This is a genomic window from Enterococcus sp. 5H (genome assembly GCF_028128615.1).
Lineage (GTDB): Bacteria > Bacillota > Bacilli > Lactobacillales > Enterococcaceae > Enterococcus_L.
Genome location: NZ_AMDP01000014.1, coordinates 12,486 through 30,624, shown reverse-complemented (window position 1 = coordinate 30,624; position 18,139 = coordinate 12,486). Strand labels below are relative to the sequence as shown.

Annotated in this window: 12 protein-coding genes and 1 pseudogene; all 13 read right to left on the bottom strand. The window is 34.7% G+C overall.

The annotated features are described in order from the left end of the window. Window positions 1-19: 19 nt before the first annotated feature. Window positions 20-1,003 carry a DUF5067 domain-containing protein gene (locus tag C240_RS03850; protein ID WP_271491214.1) on the bottom strand — a complete coding sequence of 328 codons (984 nt, stop codon included), beginning with the start codon at window positions 1,001-1,003 and terminating at the stop codon, window positions 20-22. Then, a pseudogene (locus tag C240_RS03845) lies at window positions 993-3,599 on the bottom strand (YfhO family protein). Before C240_RS03845 ends, C240_RS03850 begins: the two are co-directional and overlap by 11 nt. A gap of 27 nt (window positions 3,600-3,626) precedes the next feature. Further along, a complete protein-coding gene (gene lepB, locus C240_RS03840) occupies window positions 3,627-4,193 on the bottom strand; it encodes a signal peptidase I (RefSeq protein WP_271491617.1) in 567 nt (188 codons plus the stop codon). A gap of 113 nt (window positions 4,194-4,306) precedes the next feature. After that, a complete protein-coding gene (lepB, locus tag C240_RS03835; RefSeq protein WP_271491213.1) occupies window positions 4,307-5,068 on the bottom strand; it encodes a signal peptidase I in 762 nt (253 codons plus the stop codon). 18 nt (window positions 5,069-5,086) lie between these two features. Continuing rightward, window positions 5,087-5,752 carry a hypothetical protein gene (locus C240_RS03830; RefSeq protein ID WP_271491212.1) on the bottom strand — a complete coding sequence of 222 codons (666 nt, stop codon included), beginning with the start codon at window positions 5,750-5,752 and terminating at the stop codon, window positions 5,087-5,089. A gap of 29 nt (window positions 5,753-5,781) precedes the next feature. Beyond that, window positions 5,782-6,876 (bottom strand): DUF916 and DUF3324 domain-containing protein, encoded by a 1,095-nt coding sequence (locus C240_RS03825; protein WP_271491210.1) that lies wholly within the window; start codon window positions 6,874-6,876, stop codon window positions 5,782-5,784. A 106-nt stretch (window positions 6,877-6,982) separates the two neighbouring features. Next, the gene (locus tag C240_RS03820; protein ID WP_271491207.1) at window positions 6,983-7,747 is read right to left on the bottom strand and encodes a WxL domain-containing protein; all 765 of its coding nucleotides are present in this window, start codon (window positions 7,745-7,747) and stop codon (window positions 6,983-6,985) included. A gap of 33 nt (window positions 7,748-7,780) precedes the next feature. After that, window positions 7,781-8,584: a WxL domain-containing protein gene (locus C240_RS03815; protein ID WP_271491203.1), complete on the bottom strand. Its 804-nt coding sequence runs from the start codon at window positions 8,582-8,584 to the stop codon at window positions 7,781-7,783. A gap of 3 nt (window positions 8,585-8,587) precedes the next feature. Beyond that, window positions 8,588-8,932 carry an LPXTG cell wall anchor domain-containing protein gene (locus tag C240_RS03810; protein WP_271491200.1) on the bottom strand — a complete coding sequence of 115 codons (345 nt, stop codon included), beginning with the start codon at window positions 8,930-8,932 and terminating at the stop codon, window positions 8,588-8,590. A 20-nt stretch (window positions 8,933-8,952) separates the two neighbouring features. Then, entirely contained in the window at window positions 8,953-13,224 is a 4,272-nt protein-coding gene (locus C240_RS03805; protein WP_271491198.1) for an isopeptide-forming domain-containing fimbrial protein, read from the bottom strand. A 129-nt stretch (window positions 13,225-13,353) separates the two neighbouring features. Further along, window positions 13,354-14,061, bottom strand: coding sequence for a winged helix-turn-helix domain-containing protein (locus C240_RS03800; protein ID WP_271491193.1), 708 nt, complete (start codon window positions 14,059-14,061; stop codon window positions 13,354-13,356). 293 nt (window positions 14,062-14,354) lie between these two features. Then, entirely contained in the window at window positions 14,355-15,455 is a 1,101-nt protein-coding gene (locus C240_RS03795) for a tyrosine-type recombinase/integrase (protein WP_271491189.1), read from the bottom strand. Between the two features lie 610 nt (window positions 15,456-16,065). After that, window positions 16,066-18,006, bottom strand: coding sequence for a heavy metal translocating P-type ATPase (locus tag C240_RS03790; protein ID WP_271491187.1), 1,941 nt, complete (start codon window positions 18,004-18,006; stop codon window positions 16,066-16,068). Between the last annotated feature and the right edge of the window lie 133 nt (window positions 18,007-18,139).

Sequence of the window (18,139 nt, the reverse complement as noted above, 5' to 3'; positions counted from 1 at the left end):
GTGCTCCCTATTGAATTTTCTATCCTTTCAGTAAATCTAAGTCTAAAATAACTGGCTCTTGCTCTGGAAATTGCTCTGGTAAGAAAGTTAAGATTACTTCTCCTGAGTTTTTTTTCAATTTATAAACTAAGATTGTTTCAGCGGATTGGTCCTTTGTCACAGCTTGTGTTTTTTGTGTTTCCAGCAATCCCAGAGGTGTGTCTGTTTCACTCGAAGGTAAAGTAGTTTCGCTCAATAGCTGTTCATTTTGAGTGACTTTGACAACTTCTTTCATGATGTCAGCTAGAATATTGGTTTCCAGATTATTTGTCGTTTCAAAACGAATAACTAGCAATTCCTCGTTATTTGTACCTTTTATTTTTCGAAATCCTTTGATTTCAAATACGTATTTGTCGTTTGCTACCTTTACACTATCAGAGACATCGGCTTTTTGTTGATCTGTGCTAGTCTCTTCATATGCTTCATCCGCTTTGGTTTCTACTAAAGAACGAGCAGAATTATCAATAATTTTTGCTCTATTTTCATAGTTACTGTCATCAGCAGAATAATACACTAATTGAACCAGACCAGTCTGAGTTTCAATAAAATAGATATGCGCCCAGAATTCTTTTTCCTTAAGTTTAGTAAATACCGTATATTTATATGCTGGATACTCGTTAAGTTTAAATTCTTTCATATACACATCTTCAACATTCTTATAATCGTATGTCTGACTAAGTTGTTGCCGAGTTTTATTACCAAAATCTTTTAAATCCATCATGTCTTTACGTGTTGCACTAATGAACATCTTGGAATTACTTTTCGTGTCTGCTGCTGCAAAAACCGCGTTCTGTCCATAATTTTCTTGATATTTCGGATCATTTTCCCATGAACTTGGCAATTGAAAAGTAAAGGCCATTCCCTGTGCTGAAAAAGCTTCCTTTATATCTGATAATTTAGCTGAACAGCCGGCTAAACCACTGATTATCAATAGTAATAAAAAATGTACCAATTTATTCTTCATTCCAATGCTCCTCCGTTAAATCTGATGTTTTTTTTAATCTCCAAACAAAAATCAAAAATAATCCGATGCAAAGAATAAACAGACTTGCTCCTAAAATAAAGCCTTGTGGTAAAAAGACAAATTCAATAGCATGAGTCCCTTTGGAAACTGGCAATGTTAGAAATGCTTCTTTGAATATTGGAATTTCTGTTTTCTTACCATCAATATAAGCAGTCCAACCTTTATCGTAAGGAATTGTGGTTAAAATTACTTAATCTTCATTTAACGTCACTTCAGCTTTAGCTTTTCTGCCACTTGTTTCAAAGGTCACTCCTTTTTTCTTCACTTGTTCTATAGATTCCTCAAAACGCGGAATATTCAAAAGAGCTGTATCGGGCTGATAAATAGTAATTTTAGCATTTGAAGAAATAAACGTTGTTGTTACTTCTACAGTTTCAGCAGTTTTATAGTAGCCAAGGTTATAATATTGTCCTGATTCGAGAATACTACTTCTTCTTGATACACCATCCACCGTTACAACAACATCAGTTTTAGCCATATTATTTTGATCTGATGCTACTAAACTTAAGTAAGCTTGTGTATTTGCAGGTATATCTACAGTCCATTTAATCGTTGCATCTTTGGTTATATCTTGTTTTCCGTAAACTAAGCTTTCGCCGTTAGATTCCAAAACTACGTTTTCCAACTTCGCCTCTTTTACTGTTCCAAAGCTAAAGAGACTTTCTTCTATTCCCGATAAATGACTCATTAATTCGGTTTGATTATTAACAGCATCTTTTTTATAGATTTTTTCATCCGTTAACATTCCTAATGGCAACGCGTAACTATTTTCATATAAGCTATAATCGCCTTTTGTTGCAATTTTTTTATAACCATATTTCATAACTGGTTGCTTGGACAGATTGTATTTAGTCCCCAGAAGTGAATCCATGATAATGGTATTATTTGAATAAGTAATATTCAGATTACTCCCTGAAGAACGATAACCAAGATTGTTTAAATACGCGGATGAATGTCGATTTCTAATTGAAGAAAACATAGTTACACCACTGTAGCCATAGTTAAAACTATCATTTCGAGTCACAGCATCTAAATTTTCTAAACGATAAAAACCTTGATTGTCTACTTTGGTTTGTCCAATCAGTTCCGTTAATTTTTCGTAATTTTGATCGTATACATAACGACTAGGGTAACCCCAATCGTCTTTTATTCCTGTAATCATTGCTTGTGCATTAAAACCAGTTTCAAAAATCATTACAACTGCGGCTAACATGGGCAGTAACATTTTCAGTTTTTCTTTTTGATAAAGCACGAACAAAATAAGATAAAGAACTAGTAAGACTATATTCATAATAAACGCTGAAGCTGATACATAGTCATAGCGTTGTTTATTCGCAAAAAAGTAAGCTGCCAAAAATAAACCTAGTAAAACCAAAACCACATTGATTACTTTTTCAACATCTTCTTTCCGGAACGTTTCCAAACTATAACCAGCTAATAGTAAAATCAAGAAAGAAAAGAGAAAACTAAAACGATATAAAAACATATTTGGCGCATGAAGCCCATGCCAAAATAAATTCAACGAAGATACATAGACACTTGCTATTAATACTAAAAATAGACTGCCATACAACAATTTATTACGAAGAGAATTTTTTTTACTGACAAAATAAAATAAGCAAAAAATTAAAGGCAGTAACCCCACATAAATAAACGGTGCACTACCGTACTTACTTGTATCATAAACACCTGCCATCGACTTAGTAACCAAATCCCAAATACCCGTATCCGGCTGCCAAAATTGATGAAACTCACTTAGGCTTTCACCATTATTCTTCAAATCCAAAATAGTTGGCAAGATCGTAACCATTGATGCGCCCCCAGCTAAAAAGGACGTAACAAAATAAGGCAGAATACTTTTTTTATACCGTTGCCGATCTGTCAATAACCGTATAAAGAAATAGAGGAAACTAAATACACCAATAATAAAGGCCAGATAAAAATTAGACAGAAACAACAGTAAATAACTAATAAACAATAATACTGGTTTTCGTTTGTCCATAATTTGATGAATGCCTAAAATAATTAATGGTAGATAAACAAACGCATCTAGCCACATAATTACTTCAGAATACGCAGTTGCATAAGCCATTAAGGCATAGGCTGTACTGAAAGATACATGTAGCCAATTAGGTAACTTAAAAGTCTGGGTCGAAAATACCCAAAAAGAGGCACCCATTGCTCCAAATTTAATTAATGTAATTACGTACAACGCATCCGGCATTGACTGATTATCAAAAAAGTAGACAATTGGAGTAAAAATTCCATTCAGATAATAAGCAGAAAAAGCCCAATAATTTAACCCTAAAGAACCATACCAAGTATAAAAAATATTCTGTTTTCCATGCAGTACATTATTAAAACTGGCATGGAAATTAGCATATTGACTAAAAGCATCACTCGCTAAAATCGTCCGCTCACTTCCAGGATAAATACCAATAAGATAATAAGCTAGTGCCATAATCCCTATTGGCAAAATTATACTTAACAATAGCCAACCGCTATTTTTTTGTAGCCATTTTTTTACAGCTTCCATATGCTCCTCGCTTTCAACACCTTATTTCTAGCGTACAAATCCCACTTTATTAATTGGGTAGTACCTAAATGAAACGACTCCTTCAATTTGTTTTTTCGGGATAAGTCCCATCATACGGCTATCGGTTGAGTGATTTCGATTATCTCCTAATAAAAAGTACTCATCTTCAGGAATTTTATTTAGCTCTTTTAGTTGATTCATCACTGCAACTGAAACATCAATTTTGATGGTTCCATCTGGTAGATCAATTGCCCGTTTATCTGTATCGTTAACAGGAACTTTCGACTGTGCTTTCATTTGGTGATTGATAAAAAGTTTATTTTCTTCAAACCAAATAGTATCTCCTGGCTGACCCACAACTCTTTTTACATACGACTCTTTGGGTTTATCTTTTGGAGAAAAAGTGACAATATCATATCTGATCGGGGCTTTTCCTTTTGTAACAAAAATACGATCGTTATTCTCAAAAGTTGGAGCCATTGATTGGCCGCTGACGCTGTGGGGCTTTACGCGAAATAAGAATAGGAAACAGCAAATTATGATAAAAATGGTTACACTATTCTTTATAATTGAATGATTTTTTTTTAAACGCATATAATCTTTATTTTGCTGGCTTTGTTCTCGAACGTTATGTTGTTTTTTTAATTTTCGCTTGGTCATTTTGCTTGCTCTTTCTTTTGACTTTTTCTATTTTATGTAACGCTTGTTTAAAAACGGGTCGCTGTATGTAGTGGGAAAAAACGGAGTTCAACGACACCAATAATATTTTTTTCATCAATCAAACCATAATCACGACTATCTGTAGAAAATTGCCGATTATCACCTAAAACAAAATATTGCCCCTCTGGAATTCGAGTCTCATCCGTAATTTGTTTTAAGGTAAAATCTTGAGTTAGTAAAAAACCAGATTGTTTGGCTTCGACAATAGCAGATTCAAGAAACCGCTCTGGTGTTAGTTTATTGTTGATATATAGTTGATCATTCTTGTAATAAAGTTCATCTCCTGGTAAACCAATGATTCTTCTCAGAGATGTTTCCTTAGTAACAGGATGCTTGAAGTAGACCATTTTAAATCTTTTAGTGGTTCCAAGCTTATTAACTAAGACTCGATCATTATTCGTTAATGTCGCCGTCATTGCATATCCTTCCATTTTTGGCGTTCGAATTGTAAAATAGCTAATCGTTGAAAACAGTGTCAGGCTAATGACAAACGTTAAACCTAATTGGATAAGTAATACTTTTAATTTCTTATTACGTCGTTTTTGTTGTTGGTATCTCTTTTTTGTTGAACTTTTTGTTCGTTTGCTTTTACCTGTTATTTTTCTTGAAGACTTAGTTTGACTAATCTTTTTTTTAGCCTTTAATTCAGGTTGTTGCCGTTCTTTTACTGAGCGTTGTTTCTTTCTTTTTCCTAGAGAGGAAGAGCGCTGTTTTTCAGGCTTTTTCACTGCCTTTTTTTTGTGTGTCATACCCTCACCTCTCAAGATTTATTTCTTTTGCTGCAAAGCTGATTCATTAACTTTAAAGTGTTTGAAAACTTTTTGTTCGCTAGTGGTCACTTTATCGATGTCTTTCAAATAAATCTCTCGAATTGTTGGATTGGCTAACGCTTCCTGATTTTGATTACTAATATTTACTGCCAGATTTCTGGTTAAAGAGAGGTGTCTATTTAATAGTTTTTGACCTTCGACAGACATACCTTGTGAGGCTGTTTTAACACTAGCACTAGCTAATTGAGCACTTAAATTACGTAAGTTTTTAACCGTTTTTTCCGGACTTGCACCATTTTCTACTGATTTAATTTGCTTTTCCATTTCACCAACTAGATAATAGGCTTTTGCAACCGCATCAGCATCTTCCGCAGTTAGATTGGTTAATTGATAATACCTGGCATAAACCGCACCACTGGCTGTCACCAAAAATAATGTAATGAAAAGGATTGCTATCCGTGATTGTTTCTTCTTTTTTTGTTGCAATTCTCGCCGTATACGCTGAAGTCTTTTTTGCTTTTTTTTATTCTTTTCACGTCGACCTTTAAGCTTTTGCCACTTTTTATTTGTAGAAATGCTAAAGTAGATCAGCGCTACTCCAAAAAGCAAAAAGAGGATAGCGCTGGATAATAAACCTATAAAAGACATATCTAATATGCTCAAAAGTTTCTATCCCCTTTCTTCCATTAAATTTATTCTTTCATAGTAGCTTTCTTTTTCATTCTTTTTTGCTTCTTTTGATTTTGTAGTTTTTTCTTCTGAACAAAACGGACAAGTAAGAAAATAATCACCACAACTGCTAATACACTGCCCACGATTCCAGCAATTAATTTCCAATCAATTCCTCGTTCTTGCGTCAAGGAAACATCTTGATCGTTAAACTTATCCGCTTCTTCGTCTGTAATCGTAAAATCTTTCGTCCATTCCCATTTTTTATCATCAGCCGTTACTAAAATATGCGCTTTATAGTCCCCCGGAACCATTCGATCACCATTCATTTCAACAGGAAAATCAATTAAACTATTAGGCGCCATCCGCATCCCAGCTTTTTTAGTGTCGTATAAAACTTCCTCAGAACCTTTTTTCATGATTTGAACATCAACTGTCATGTCCTCAAGATAAGCTGCTTCAATATTAGAAAAATTTACAAAGATAGCATTACGATAATTAGCTAAACCTGCATAAACTTTATTTAATTCAAGGTTTGGTTCAACCACCGTATCTGTTTCACTTAATAACATTCCAACTAGAAAAGCATATTCATTAGTTATACCGGTTTTTTCTGTATCCTTTTTTTCATCTTTTGTTAGTTGTTTTAATTGAATGCCACCTGAAATATAGCCATCAAAGCTTGACTCAGGCATTGCAATTTCTAAATTTAACGGCACCATTGATTTTGGTGGTAAAACTACTTCTTTGGGGCCTGTTACAATATCAATAAAATCGTATTTTAGTGATTTATCTTTTTCAATCGCAGATGGGCCATATTCGATCACTCCATTGCCATTAGTTTTAGCACCATTCAAAGAAACACCTATCGTAATTTCCTCGTCGGAGCCATTAGCTAACTCAATTACGGCGGTTTGTTTTTGTCCTGAATTCATACGTAAATCAAAATATCCCACACTGCTACGTTGATTCTCTGGTTTTACAACTTTATATGTGAATCCTAAGCCAAGGTCTGCTGCCTGAGTATTTTCGTCTTCAGCGAAACTAGTTTCTGAAAAACCTACCCCAAAAGCTATGTATACGAATAAGGCTAAACAAATGACTATTCTTTTTTTCATGGACACTATCTTTCCCTTCTCTCAAAACATGAAAACAAGTCACCGACTATTTGAGTCGGTGAACCTGTTTCTGTAGGTCTTTAATTACACCATGTTGAATCCTTTTTTATAATGTATCTGATAACGTCCAAGTTACTGTTGCATTGTAAGCTGCAGTACGAACGTCAACTGTTGCTGGGATATTTAAAACAACTGAGTTCCCATCAGTTCCTTTTGCATCGTCACCAAATGTTACTTCATAACGACCTTTACCACCGTTAGCATCAGTGTTTGTATAAACTGGCATTGAACCGCTAGTTTCTGAAATTGTTTGCACGCCAGTTCCATCACCAAATACTTTTTTATCGTCTGCTGGTTGTAAATCTGGGTTCATTGTTGCTGCTACATTGATATTTTTGTATGTCAACGTTGCACCGTCTAATTTAACTTCAGTACCTTCAACAGTAGCTGAAAATTGTTTTGTTAAAGCTGCTGATAATTTGTAAGTGTGATCCACTGTAGAACGTACATCTTTAATTGCTACGTAGTTTTCTACATTATATTCATCGTCATTTCCTTTATTTGCAACGTGAGGTGATGCTTCATATTCTTGTGCTCCTACTACTGCTGAATGTGCTTTAAAATCTAAAGGTGTTACTGCGATAATACCGAACTCATCAACGTGAGTTGGATCAATTTCGCTACCAGTATCAACCGGTCTTGTACCAGTTGGATCAGTCATTGTTGTATCTTCAGAAGTATTTTTTGTGAACTCGATATCTGCTGTTCCGTTTCTAGTTCCTTCCAAAGCTTGTGTTGCACTTGGAGCAGCTACTGCTACGCCTACTACTGCTAACAAAGCAGCTCCGCATAATTTGTGTGTTAATTTCATTTGTATTTCCTCCTAGTTTTCTTTGTACTTAATTTATGGTAACTCGGCTATAATCCAAGTTAGCACCGTTGAATAGGGTACTGGATCACGTTTAACAGATCCAGGCACACTTAAGGTAATTGCACTGTTTTCGTACACTTGTTGGTTACCAAATGCCGAATCCAATACAGGTTTGTCCTTTAATAAACGTGGACTTAACGTTGCTGGTGCACCATTTTTATTATCAAATGATGCTCCAAATGAAATACTCCAAGTTCCAAAACCGGTGCCTTGTTTTGCATCAGCCAGATTATAGGTTTCACCAATATTGCTTAATCTAATAATCTCTTTTGAGACAATCGGTCCTTCACTTTGATTACGGGTAGAATTTATCCATGATTTATCAAATGAGATTACTGCCCCATTTAGTTCTGGATTTTTCGCATGTTCATTTCTAAACTGAGACTCTTGACGAATTTGCAATGTCCATCCTTGCTGCCCACCTCGATAATCAGAAACTTGTACAAAATTTCCTCTTGCACTTGTTTTATCTTTAAACAGCTGAGCATTTACCGGGTAAGACATGTCTTTGTCAGTCATCGCATATTGACCAAAATTTAGTTGCGGAACAAAATCAATGCGCAAGCGTCCCTCTGTACTTGGACTATCTCCTGGCTCAACAATAATCTCTGGATTTTCGGGATCACGAATCCCCTCTTCGTCTGGAATTTCAGTCAATTCAATGCCTGCATTCCCTTCTTTACTATCTTTATCTGCATAGCCAACAATCGGTATAACAAGCCCTGCGAAACTTAGTGAAAGAAGAAGTAAAGTTGAAATCAATCGTTGCTTTTTCATTCCTTAGCTCCCCTCTTCCTGTTTACCATCAGCTTTTTTACGTTTCCAGAAAAAGATTATTGCTGCAATAATAACTAATGCAACACCACTAATTGATAAACTTTTTTTCACTAACTCTCCAGTTGAAGGAAATTTTCCTTTTGGTTTTTCTGTTGGCCGTTCTGTCCCACTTGCGGGAAGTTCAGTCGGTTCTGTGGTTGCTTTCGTTTCTTCATAAAATCCAATTTCACCCGTTGTCTGAATTCCTCCACCATTACCCGCTTCTTCAGCAAGTACACTGATTGGATTGAAAAGAAAAAGTAGGGTACATAGAATGGGGAACACAACCAGAATATTTAATTTTTTCATTATTTGTTATTCCTCCATTCCTAAGGCGTATCTGACAAACTGAATTGGATTGTCGCTTGATATTTACCAAGTTTATTAACTGCTCCAGGTTCCAATTCAATTTTGAAGCCATTGCCTTTTTTCACCCATTCTTCTTCACTGATATTATATTCACCAACCTCCTCATTTGTATGAGTAAAAATCGGCTTCGACAAACCAGTGATTACTTCATCCGAATCGTCGTTTATATAATGAATTGCATCAGGAAAAATAGCATTTCCATTAGCTAATGGTGTTAATAAAGTAGCAGTCATCGTCCATTTTTGAAGGTTTCCACGATTATCAGAAACAACTAGCGGTTCACCTACAATTTGTGGATTATCAGCAACTGTTTTACCATTTAAACTTTCTGTTTTAACACCAAAGTCGAGAGCAGTCGGCGCTGAAACAAACGTTAAAACACCAAATGCCGGTCCACCAGGTAAGCCAACCTCATTCGAAGTTACCTCAATCTGTTTATGCGTTGCATCCGGATTAATTGGGCCTGGAATAAATGGATCTTCTTGAGGTGAGTCACCGTGAGCAGTCGCTTTATTTTTTAAGTCTTTGTCTACTGCACTTTGTCCTACAGTTACTTGGAACGTCACTGGTATTTCTGTATTTTTGCTTAAATTACCAGCTTCAATTGTTAATATTCTTGAAGTCTTATCGTAGGTGTATCTATCTGTACCTACTTCAACATTATTGACTGTAACTTTGTGTTTTGCAGGATTGAATTCTAACCCTTCTGCCAAAGCGTCAACTACTAAGACATTTTTCCAATCAGCTGAATCATTTTTGGCATTTCCTACTATTAGTTTGTATGTCAAAACATCACCTACTGAAGTTGAGGTTCCTCCACTTGACTCAACAGATTTTAAAAGAGACGGTTGATCTGGAATAATATCTTTTGTAATCAGCCTTTTAGCAGAATTAAAACGTTTATCTTCTGATCCATTTTTTACCGCATCATGATAACCAGCATAACTATCATAACCTGTGACTTCTTCATTGATGTTACCGTTGATTCCATCAGGCTCAGTAGTGTATGTTTTGGGCAATTCAAAAGTTGGAACTGGATCGATAGTTGTATTATCTTTTAGATAAATGTCCACCTTATCATTTTTAGTAACATAATTCGGCAAGTTAATTATCCATTCACCATCCTCAACTAATGTCGTAACAATTACGTCATTAGCATCTTTTAACCACATCTCATTGACTTTGACAAAAATTTTTGCTCCATTTTCATCACTTGTACCAGATAATTGTTTCGTCGCGTTAGTTAAGTCAGTTGTAACTACAGGTTGAGTTGGCGGTGTCACATCTTTTGAAATTACTGTTTCTGTTGCCCACAAATCGCCATGAACCGGATCATCAGGACTACCAATGTGTACACTTGAGTCATTAGCCTGCGGTACATCACTTGATCCACGCCAAGCGCGAACAACATTCACTTCCGTACCAGTTGGAATAAATTCTTGTCCATCTGGAATAATAGATGACATATCCGCCTTGAAAATGCCGGCTCTAGCTGTTTCACCATAGATACTGTATTTACCTGTATCACCATCTTGAACAGTTGTTCCATAGATTTTGTGGGTAACAGAATCGTTTGGTAATTTCACCTCTAGTTCTACATGTACTTCATCTGTCCATGCATCCCGAAAACCATCTTTACCTTCTGGTATACTGACATGACCATAGATATATTTATCAGAGTTAGTCGGAGTTCTTATTTCATCTACAATTGGATTAGCATTATTTCCTGACATCCTTGAAAAACGATTAATTCCACTATTTCCAAAAGAATCTGTATTAGTATTAAAAGTAGAATCACTAGACGTATTTAAAAGCATAGTACTACCTTTCAAACTATAATCCAGCAATGTCCATGCTCTGAATGGATTCCCATCGTTACCATAATTCGGTTGTCCCGATTTAGGTATCCAGAAAGAAACATCTGAGTGAATTGATTCAAACGTTGAAGCAGAACCTGGTGACATTAATTCTTTACCACCATTATTTCTAAAGTCATAGTACATTGGCTTGTCTAAAATAAACGTTAGATCTCTACTTCCATACGTATTGAAAATCGCCCCACTTGATGTATTACCAATCACTTCAAAATACGTTCCTTCTGTTGCCGAAACAGTATTCGGACGCCAAGTGTCTATCCCAGCGCCATTTTCCGCCCAAATTTTCACTCGGCTTCCCGGATCTTTTAGCGTAAAACTGTGTGGTCCACTTGCACTTGAATCGTAGAAAATAATTCCTTGTCCCCGATTATCCGCTCCTGGTGCCTGTGGTGAGCCTGTCCCAACATTATGAACAGTAAAATCCGAGTTTTCAGAAACTAGGATATTATTATTTGCACCGTACATCCGAATCCCCGGTGCTCCGCCACGCATCTTGTTAATGTTGATCTGTGATTTTCCAGAAACATTAAATGACATATTTCCTTCTAATCTAAATCTTACTGTAGCAGCATATGCATTACTTTGCCCTTCTGAAACCATATCAAGAATTGATTCACCACTCGCATTAAAACTACCACCACTACTTTGAATCATAACAGCTGGAGTAGCTGTTCCTTCTTGTAATGAATGAATTTTAAAGTATGCTTTGTCTTCTACATTTAACGTAGAATTCGCTGCAGCAATCGAGATGATACCACCACTATCGGCTGTTTGTGTAGAATTCCCTGAAAGATTAAGTGTCGTACCTTCATTTTTAACTGTAATATCAATTTGTTCAGTCGCTCTGACTGCATTACTTGATTTACTATAACCTGTAAATGTAGCTTTATTTTGCACATTCATATCAGTTCCTGCAGCTGAATTATTAAAGATTTGTCCACCTGTATTTGTATTGAAAACTGAATCATCCACAGTAAAAGACATTGTTCCAGATGCATCAATTATGTCCCCGGTTGCGTTACTTGTTATATTAATTTCTGATTTTTGATCAATTAACAGAGAAGATACCGCTGCATTGTTTCTATGGAAATTAGCTGTTATATTTGGAAAATCTATTTTGCTATTACTGATTGTAGTATTAATAGATGTACCAAAAATAAAATTCGCAATTGTTGTTGCAGAAATTGTTGAATTTCTAATATCAAGTTGCGTAGTTGCCCCTGTCACATTGTAAAGGCTAGATACAGAAGGCACAGTTAAATCAGCATTTTCAACAAGAAATTTCCCATTAGCAATAGCTGAATTAACAAAATTACCACCATCATTGATTTCAATTGCTACTCGCTCTGTTTCAGTCCCTTGAACATAAACTTCTTTAGCAGCAATCATATTTGTTGCCCGAACAATGCTTAAAACATTCTTTCCTGTGATACTTACTACACTATTTACAGCTGTAATCAACGGTCTGGAATTACCTGATAATGTGGTAATAGTGTCAAAATTGACTGTCCAATTATTACTATTTGCTGCGCTGGCATTAAAAACAGCTGTTGCGTTGTTTCCAGTATATTTCAAGTTTTTCACTGTTAGAACGCTACCTGTCGTACTACCTTGAGCCATATTGATTGATCGCCCAGTTGTTCCAGTAAAATCGATTTGATGTCCTTGTCCATCAATCTCTAAAGAGGCTCTAGCCGCAAGTGATGGGTTGGTTGTTGCAGAAAGATCAGCTGCTAAGGTAATCTTATCTACTGTAGAATCAGCTAGAGCACTGGCAAAAGCTGTCCACGTTGAAACTGACTTTTCATTGGCTGCTACTACTGAATATTCTGGCAAACTAAATGTTGCTAGCGGCTCAACTGATTTTTCTACTTGTTTGACTTCTTTTTCAGCAGCAATTTTTGGTAAATCAAACGTTAATTCGGCCACCCTTCCAGACTTATTCGATAGGAAAACTTGACCATTTTTTGCTTCGTTTCCTGCAAAAGTTCGCACAAAAAACTGTACAACTAATGTTTTTTTAGATTCTTTAGTTTTGATCGTAAAAGAATCTTCTGAAAAATCAATTATGCTGCTAGTTGATAAATCACTTTCTGTTTTACCTTCTAAAAAATCTTCTGCTGAAATACCAGCCAATCCTGTTGCTTTAAACGTTAACTCCTCATTCTTCGGATTATTAATAGTCAATTTTACTGGTATAGCTTTTTTATCTTCACTAGACAAATCACCTAGTTCTAATGAATAGTTTTTATCCGCAGCAAGCAAGGGACTAATCTCTTTTAATGAAACATAACTAAAAATACTAATAACTAGAAAAAGTATTCCGACAAAGTAACCTTTGTTCCTTAACTTCATTAATTTATTTTCCTCCTTTCCCCTAAAATAATTTTGTTTCAATTATAGAAACATATATTTCAATTTTTTAATCAACATAAAAATATGCTAATTTAAAAAAGAGAAAACTAATTTAAGAGAGGTATTACACTATACGGATAACATATAGCCTCTAGAACGTACAGTTTTAATATATTTAGGTTTAAACGGATCATCACCTATTTTCTTTCTTAGATGAAAAATAAGATTAGAAATACGATATTTCTGGTCCTCTGTCTCTTTACCCCAAATTGTTCGATACATTTCTTCGTAGCTCACAGCTTCCCCTTTATGGCCAATTAAAATTTCTAATGCTTGAAATTCCAATTTTGTTAAGCTAACTTCTCCTATTCCCTCAACTTCAACAGAAAAATTATTAGGAATTAAACAAATTGGATCCTTCTCATGATTTTTTGTCCCTCCTTCACTTACAATTTTGGAGGAAAGAACTTCTGTATTTTCTTTTCTACGATCAAGTGCTGTTTGTACATATAATCCAAACTCATCTGAATCGTACCGATCGTCAAAGGTTCCATCAGAACCTAATTGAAGATAGACCATTCTATTTATTTTGGTTGAGCAATCCGATAACACCCAAATAAACCGACTAGTCAAATTCCTGATTCTGATAATTAACTCACAAGTTTGCCCAATTTCTTCTAAAGAAGCTTCTTTAATCATGACAGCGTCCATATTTTTTATCTGCTCATTTAAGTCTTGAGGTTCAAAAAAGTGAATAGAACAATTTTTTTCGTTTAAAGCCTCTATGTACTGAGAGTGACCGCCTTGAGAATGACTGACTAAAGCTATGTTAAACATTTTTTTCCTCCTTATTTTTAGAATTCAGTATCAATAATATTAGGTAGCTTTTTTATTTAATGCTTGTCGCTTATTTTCCCTTACTGAAGCTTTAAAGACGGAGCAGTAGAATAGTTATTATTTACTTTTTATTGTAAAATTACGTTGGATTAGTTTTTTTACACGCTCATCTTAACAAGTATAATTTTTCTCTTGTTATACACAGGAATGGGATAAACTATAAGGAATCTTTGCATAGCAAAGACCTGTTAATTTTTTGACGGCTTACTTGACGGCTTATTTGTAATTGCCAATTATAAATAAGTAATTGCTTTAATTGCTAAACGCTCTTCGTTCAAATTTGAATTTGTATAAATATCTAAGGTCATTTTTGTAGATGAATGTCCCATTAGCGAACTAATCACGGCTATGTTTACACCTTTTTCTAGACAACGTGTGGCAAAGGAATGCCTTAATGCATGGAAAGAATAGTTGGGTAATCTTAGCTTTTCCAGTATCCGTCTAAATTGATAGCGAATCGTTCGCGGTTCCATGTATTTAACACCATTTGATATTACATATTCGCTACGGCTCGTCTTTATATCATTAAGTAGTCGTTTTAATAAAGTTGAGGATAAGGGAATAACACGTTCTGAAGTTTCTGATTTGGGTCTTTCTTCTATAATATGCGTTTTAAATTGTTCTTTTAACGGCGTACTGACTCTTTGCAAAGTGCGGCGAATCGTGATTGTCTGGTTTTCAAAATTAATATCTTCCCATTTTAATCCTGCAATTTCACCAATGCGCATACCTGTCTCTAATGACATTAAAACTGGTAATCCCTGAGGTAAGTTTTTCACTTCGCTGACAAGAAATTTATGTTCGGACTGTGTCAATGTAGCGATGTGGGACTTCTTAGCTTTTGGAAGTTTAATGTTTTCATAAAGTGATCTGCTGATAAACTTTAATTTTTCTGCATATTTCAAAGCAGTCTTAAGTACTCTAAATACGGCATGGAGTGAATTTGTAGATATTTTTTCTTTAGTTGTATTGATGAACTGGTCAATTTTTGTTGAAGTTAAATCACTTAAATGAATATTGCCAATTGTAGGTCGTATATGACAATCTATTTTGCTCTTATAACTGTCAAACGTACTTGGTTTAACCTGAGCAGCCACAACTGCTTCAAGCCAATAATCAAACCAATCATTCACGGTCCCATAAAAACGTTCATTAACATTACTTGTTGAAAAAGTTACGGCTTTTTTTATTACTAATTTTTCTTTGACTTCCTTATAGTTCAATGCGTATACATATCCATAGTAGATTGAACCATTTGCACGCCTGCCTTTTATGTATCTTCCTTCCCAACGTCCATCTTTGCGTTTATAAATATTTTCGCCTTTTTTAGCCATAGCTGATCTTCCTTTCCTAAAAAATTATTGACGGCTATCATGACGGCTTAAAATAAACATCTTTTTTCTCAAAATTTTCAAATAAAATACAAAAAATTGATAAGTTTTCCTTTGAAAAGTAAGTTATAATAATTTCGATATCAATTTTTTGTTTTTTACGGATATATATTATATATAAATAAGAAAATTTCCGTTTATTTTTTCAAGAAAAATATCTTCCCCAATAAAATTGTAGTATTTTTCTTTTTCAGCCTTTAGCATTTCCTGTTTCTGTGTAGAATAGGAAGTGCTTTTTTGTACGTATGTAATTATATTAAACGATTAACAAATAGATTTGTGCTCAAAAAGATGAATTATATTACTAGTTTTTAAACAAAAAAAAGAAATAATCATAAAACAACGGATTTTTTCTTTTTGAAAATGATATTCATAAATGTAATATACAAGCATTTATAATCAAAACAAATTTATTATTAATGATGTAAATATCGCAATTTACTTTTAATTATACCTATAAATAATCTAATTGCTTAAACAAATTTAGTTGGTGTTGTGCAAAAAAAAGCGTGAGAAAAACAAATATCTTGTTTTCCCCACACTGATCCTGAATTTATTCTTTTGAAGGAATTAATAAACGTAACCCATTTAGAATAACTAGCAAAGTACTTCCTTCATGGGCAATCACACCAATCGTAATATCCATTTTCCCTAAGATATTCAATGTTATAAGCATTACTACTATAAACATGGAGAAAATGATGTTTTGCCAAACAACCCGATCTAGGCGTTTAGAAATTTTATGAGCATAGCTGAATTTAGTCAAATCATTTTGCATTAAAACCGCATCAGCTACATCAATCGCAATATCAGTTCCGTCTCCCATAGCAACACCAATATCAGCAGTTACTAAAGCTGGTGCATCGTTAACACCATCACCAAGCATTGCAACAGAACCATAACGTTCTTGCTGATCTTTCACTATCGCCGCTTTATTTTCAGGCAAAACATTACCTGCTACTTCATCAATCCCAATTTGATCGCCTACTGCACGTCCTGTTAATTCTGCATCACCCGTAATCATAGTCGTATGGATTCCTTGTGATTTTAAGTAACTAATTACAGGTTTCGCATTTTCATTCGGAACATCCATCATTGCAATCACACCGACAACTTCATTATTTTTTACGAAGTAAACGACAGTTTTACCTTCTTTTGCGTATATTTCTTTATGAGCATTGACTTGAGAAGTTACAGAGCTGAAAATTTCTGGTTTCCCAATTTGGTAAGTATCATTTTTATAGTTAGTTACTAATCCTGTGCCAATTTTATTATCAACACTTAAGTTTAGTATTTCTGTTGCTGTAAATTTTTCCAAAATCGCATTTGCTAAAGGATGGTTGGCAGTCTTTTCCATCGCGACAACAATATCAATGTATTGTTGCTCCGTTTGTTTTCCAGAATTTAAAATGAAATAAAAATCGGTTACGACCGGCTTTCCTTTGGTTAACGTTCCTGTTTTATCAAAAGCAACTGCTTTAATGGCTGCCAAGTTAGCTAAGTATGAACCGCCTTTGAACAACACACCTCTTTTAGCTAAATTTGAAATTGCTGACAATGTAGCTGGCACCGCACTAGCAGCTAGCGCACACGGAGAAGCAGAGATCAAGAAAACCATACCTCGATAAAAACTTTCATCCCAAGTCCAATTGAAAACAACTGGTCCTAAGGCAATAAAAAGTGGTACTACTATTAAAACAATGGTTACATAGCGTGGTTCTAATTTTTGAATTTTAGTCGCTGTTTTGGATAAGTTTGATTGTGACTGATTAACTAATTGTAAAATTTTAGCAAATACTGTTTCACTGCTATCCTTGGTAACTTCCATCGTAAATGTGCCATTGCCATTAATAGTACTGCCAAAAACTTCATCGCCTACTGTTTTTTCTCTTGGAATACTTTCACCATTAATTGATGATTCATCGATGGAAGTATTACCTGATAAAATAACTCCATCTGTTGCAATCTGATCGCCATTTAAGACTTGAAGCTTATCACCTATTTTTAGATCCGAAACATCAACTATTTTCACAATACCGTTTGGCTGGATTAAGCGAGCTTCTGTCGGATTCATTTTCAGTAGGTTGGTAATTTCTCTTTTACTTCGACCTTCAGCGTACTCTTCAAGAAAATGAGCTGCAGCAAAAATAATAATCAGCAATGCACCTTCTTCATACTTGCCAATAATCGCAGCGCCAAATGCAGCTAGTGTCATTAAAATATGCACGTTGGGAATAAATTTCTTTTGTTTCTCAGATTCGTTCACTGTATCAACAATGCCTTCTAAAATAATATGATAACCAGATAATAACATTGCTGTTAGGAAGGAAATATTTTGAAGAAATGATTGTTCTTGCATAAAAAATGCAGCTATAAATAGAACTAATCCTATAAAGAACAATATTACTGGAGATTTCCCATGACCATGTTCATGACTATGATTGTGACCATCGTTATTCGTGCAATCGTGTGTATGTGTTTTAGTTGTTTCCATTTTGTAGTTCCTCCTTTTGCTTGTTTTCTGAAAAGATACAACTTATTTTTTCAAATGAATAATTGCTCATATATTATATATCCATAATACATGAACGTTCATTCATATGTCAAGCAATAACCACTAATTTTAT

Bases quoted from the DNA above. Each gene is read 5' to 3' on its own strand.
- C240_RS03850 (WP_271491214.1), bottom strand. From the start codon at position 1,003: ATGAAGAATAAATTGGTACATTTTTTATTACTATTGATAATCAGTGGT.
- lepB (WP_271491617.1), bottom strand. From the start codon at position 4,193: ATGCGTTTAAAAAAAAATCATTCAATTATAAAGAATAGTGTAACCATT.
- lepB (WP_271491213.1), bottom strand. From the start codon at position 5,068: ATGACACACAAAAAAAAGGCAGTGAAAAAGCCTGAAAAACAGCGCTCT.
- C240_RS03825 (WP_271491210.1), bottom strand. From the start codon at position 6,876: ATGAAAAAAAGAATAGTCATTTGTTTAGCCTTATTCGTATACATAGCT.
- C240_RS03820 (WP_271491207.1), bottom strand. From the start codon at position 7,747: ATGAAATTAACACACAAATTATGCGGAGCTGCTTTGTTAGCAGTAGTA.
- C240_RS03815 (WP_271491203.1), bottom strand. From the start codon at position 8,584: ATGAAAAAGCAACGATTGATTTCAACTTTACTTCTTCTTTCACTAAGT.
- C240_RS03810 (WP_271491200.1), bottom strand. From the start codon at position 8,932: ATGAAAAAATTAAATATTCTGGTTGTGTTCCCCATTCTATGTACCCTA.
- C240_RS03805 (WP_271491198.1), bottom strand. From the start codon at position 13,224: ATGAAGTTAAGGAACAAAGGTTACTTTGTCGGAATACTTTTTCTAGTT.
- C240_RS03800 (WP_271491193.1), bottom strand. From the start codon at position 14,061: ATGTTTAACATAGCTTTAGTCAGTCATTCTCAAGGCGGTCACTCTCAG.
- C240_RS03795 (WP_271491189.1), bottom strand. From the start codon at position 15,455: ATGGCTAAAAAAGGCGAAAATATTTATAAACGCAAAGATGGACGTTGG.
- C240_RS03790 (WP_271491187.1), bottom strand. From the start codon at position 18,006: ATGGAAACAACTAAAACACATACACACGATTGCACGAATAACGATGGT.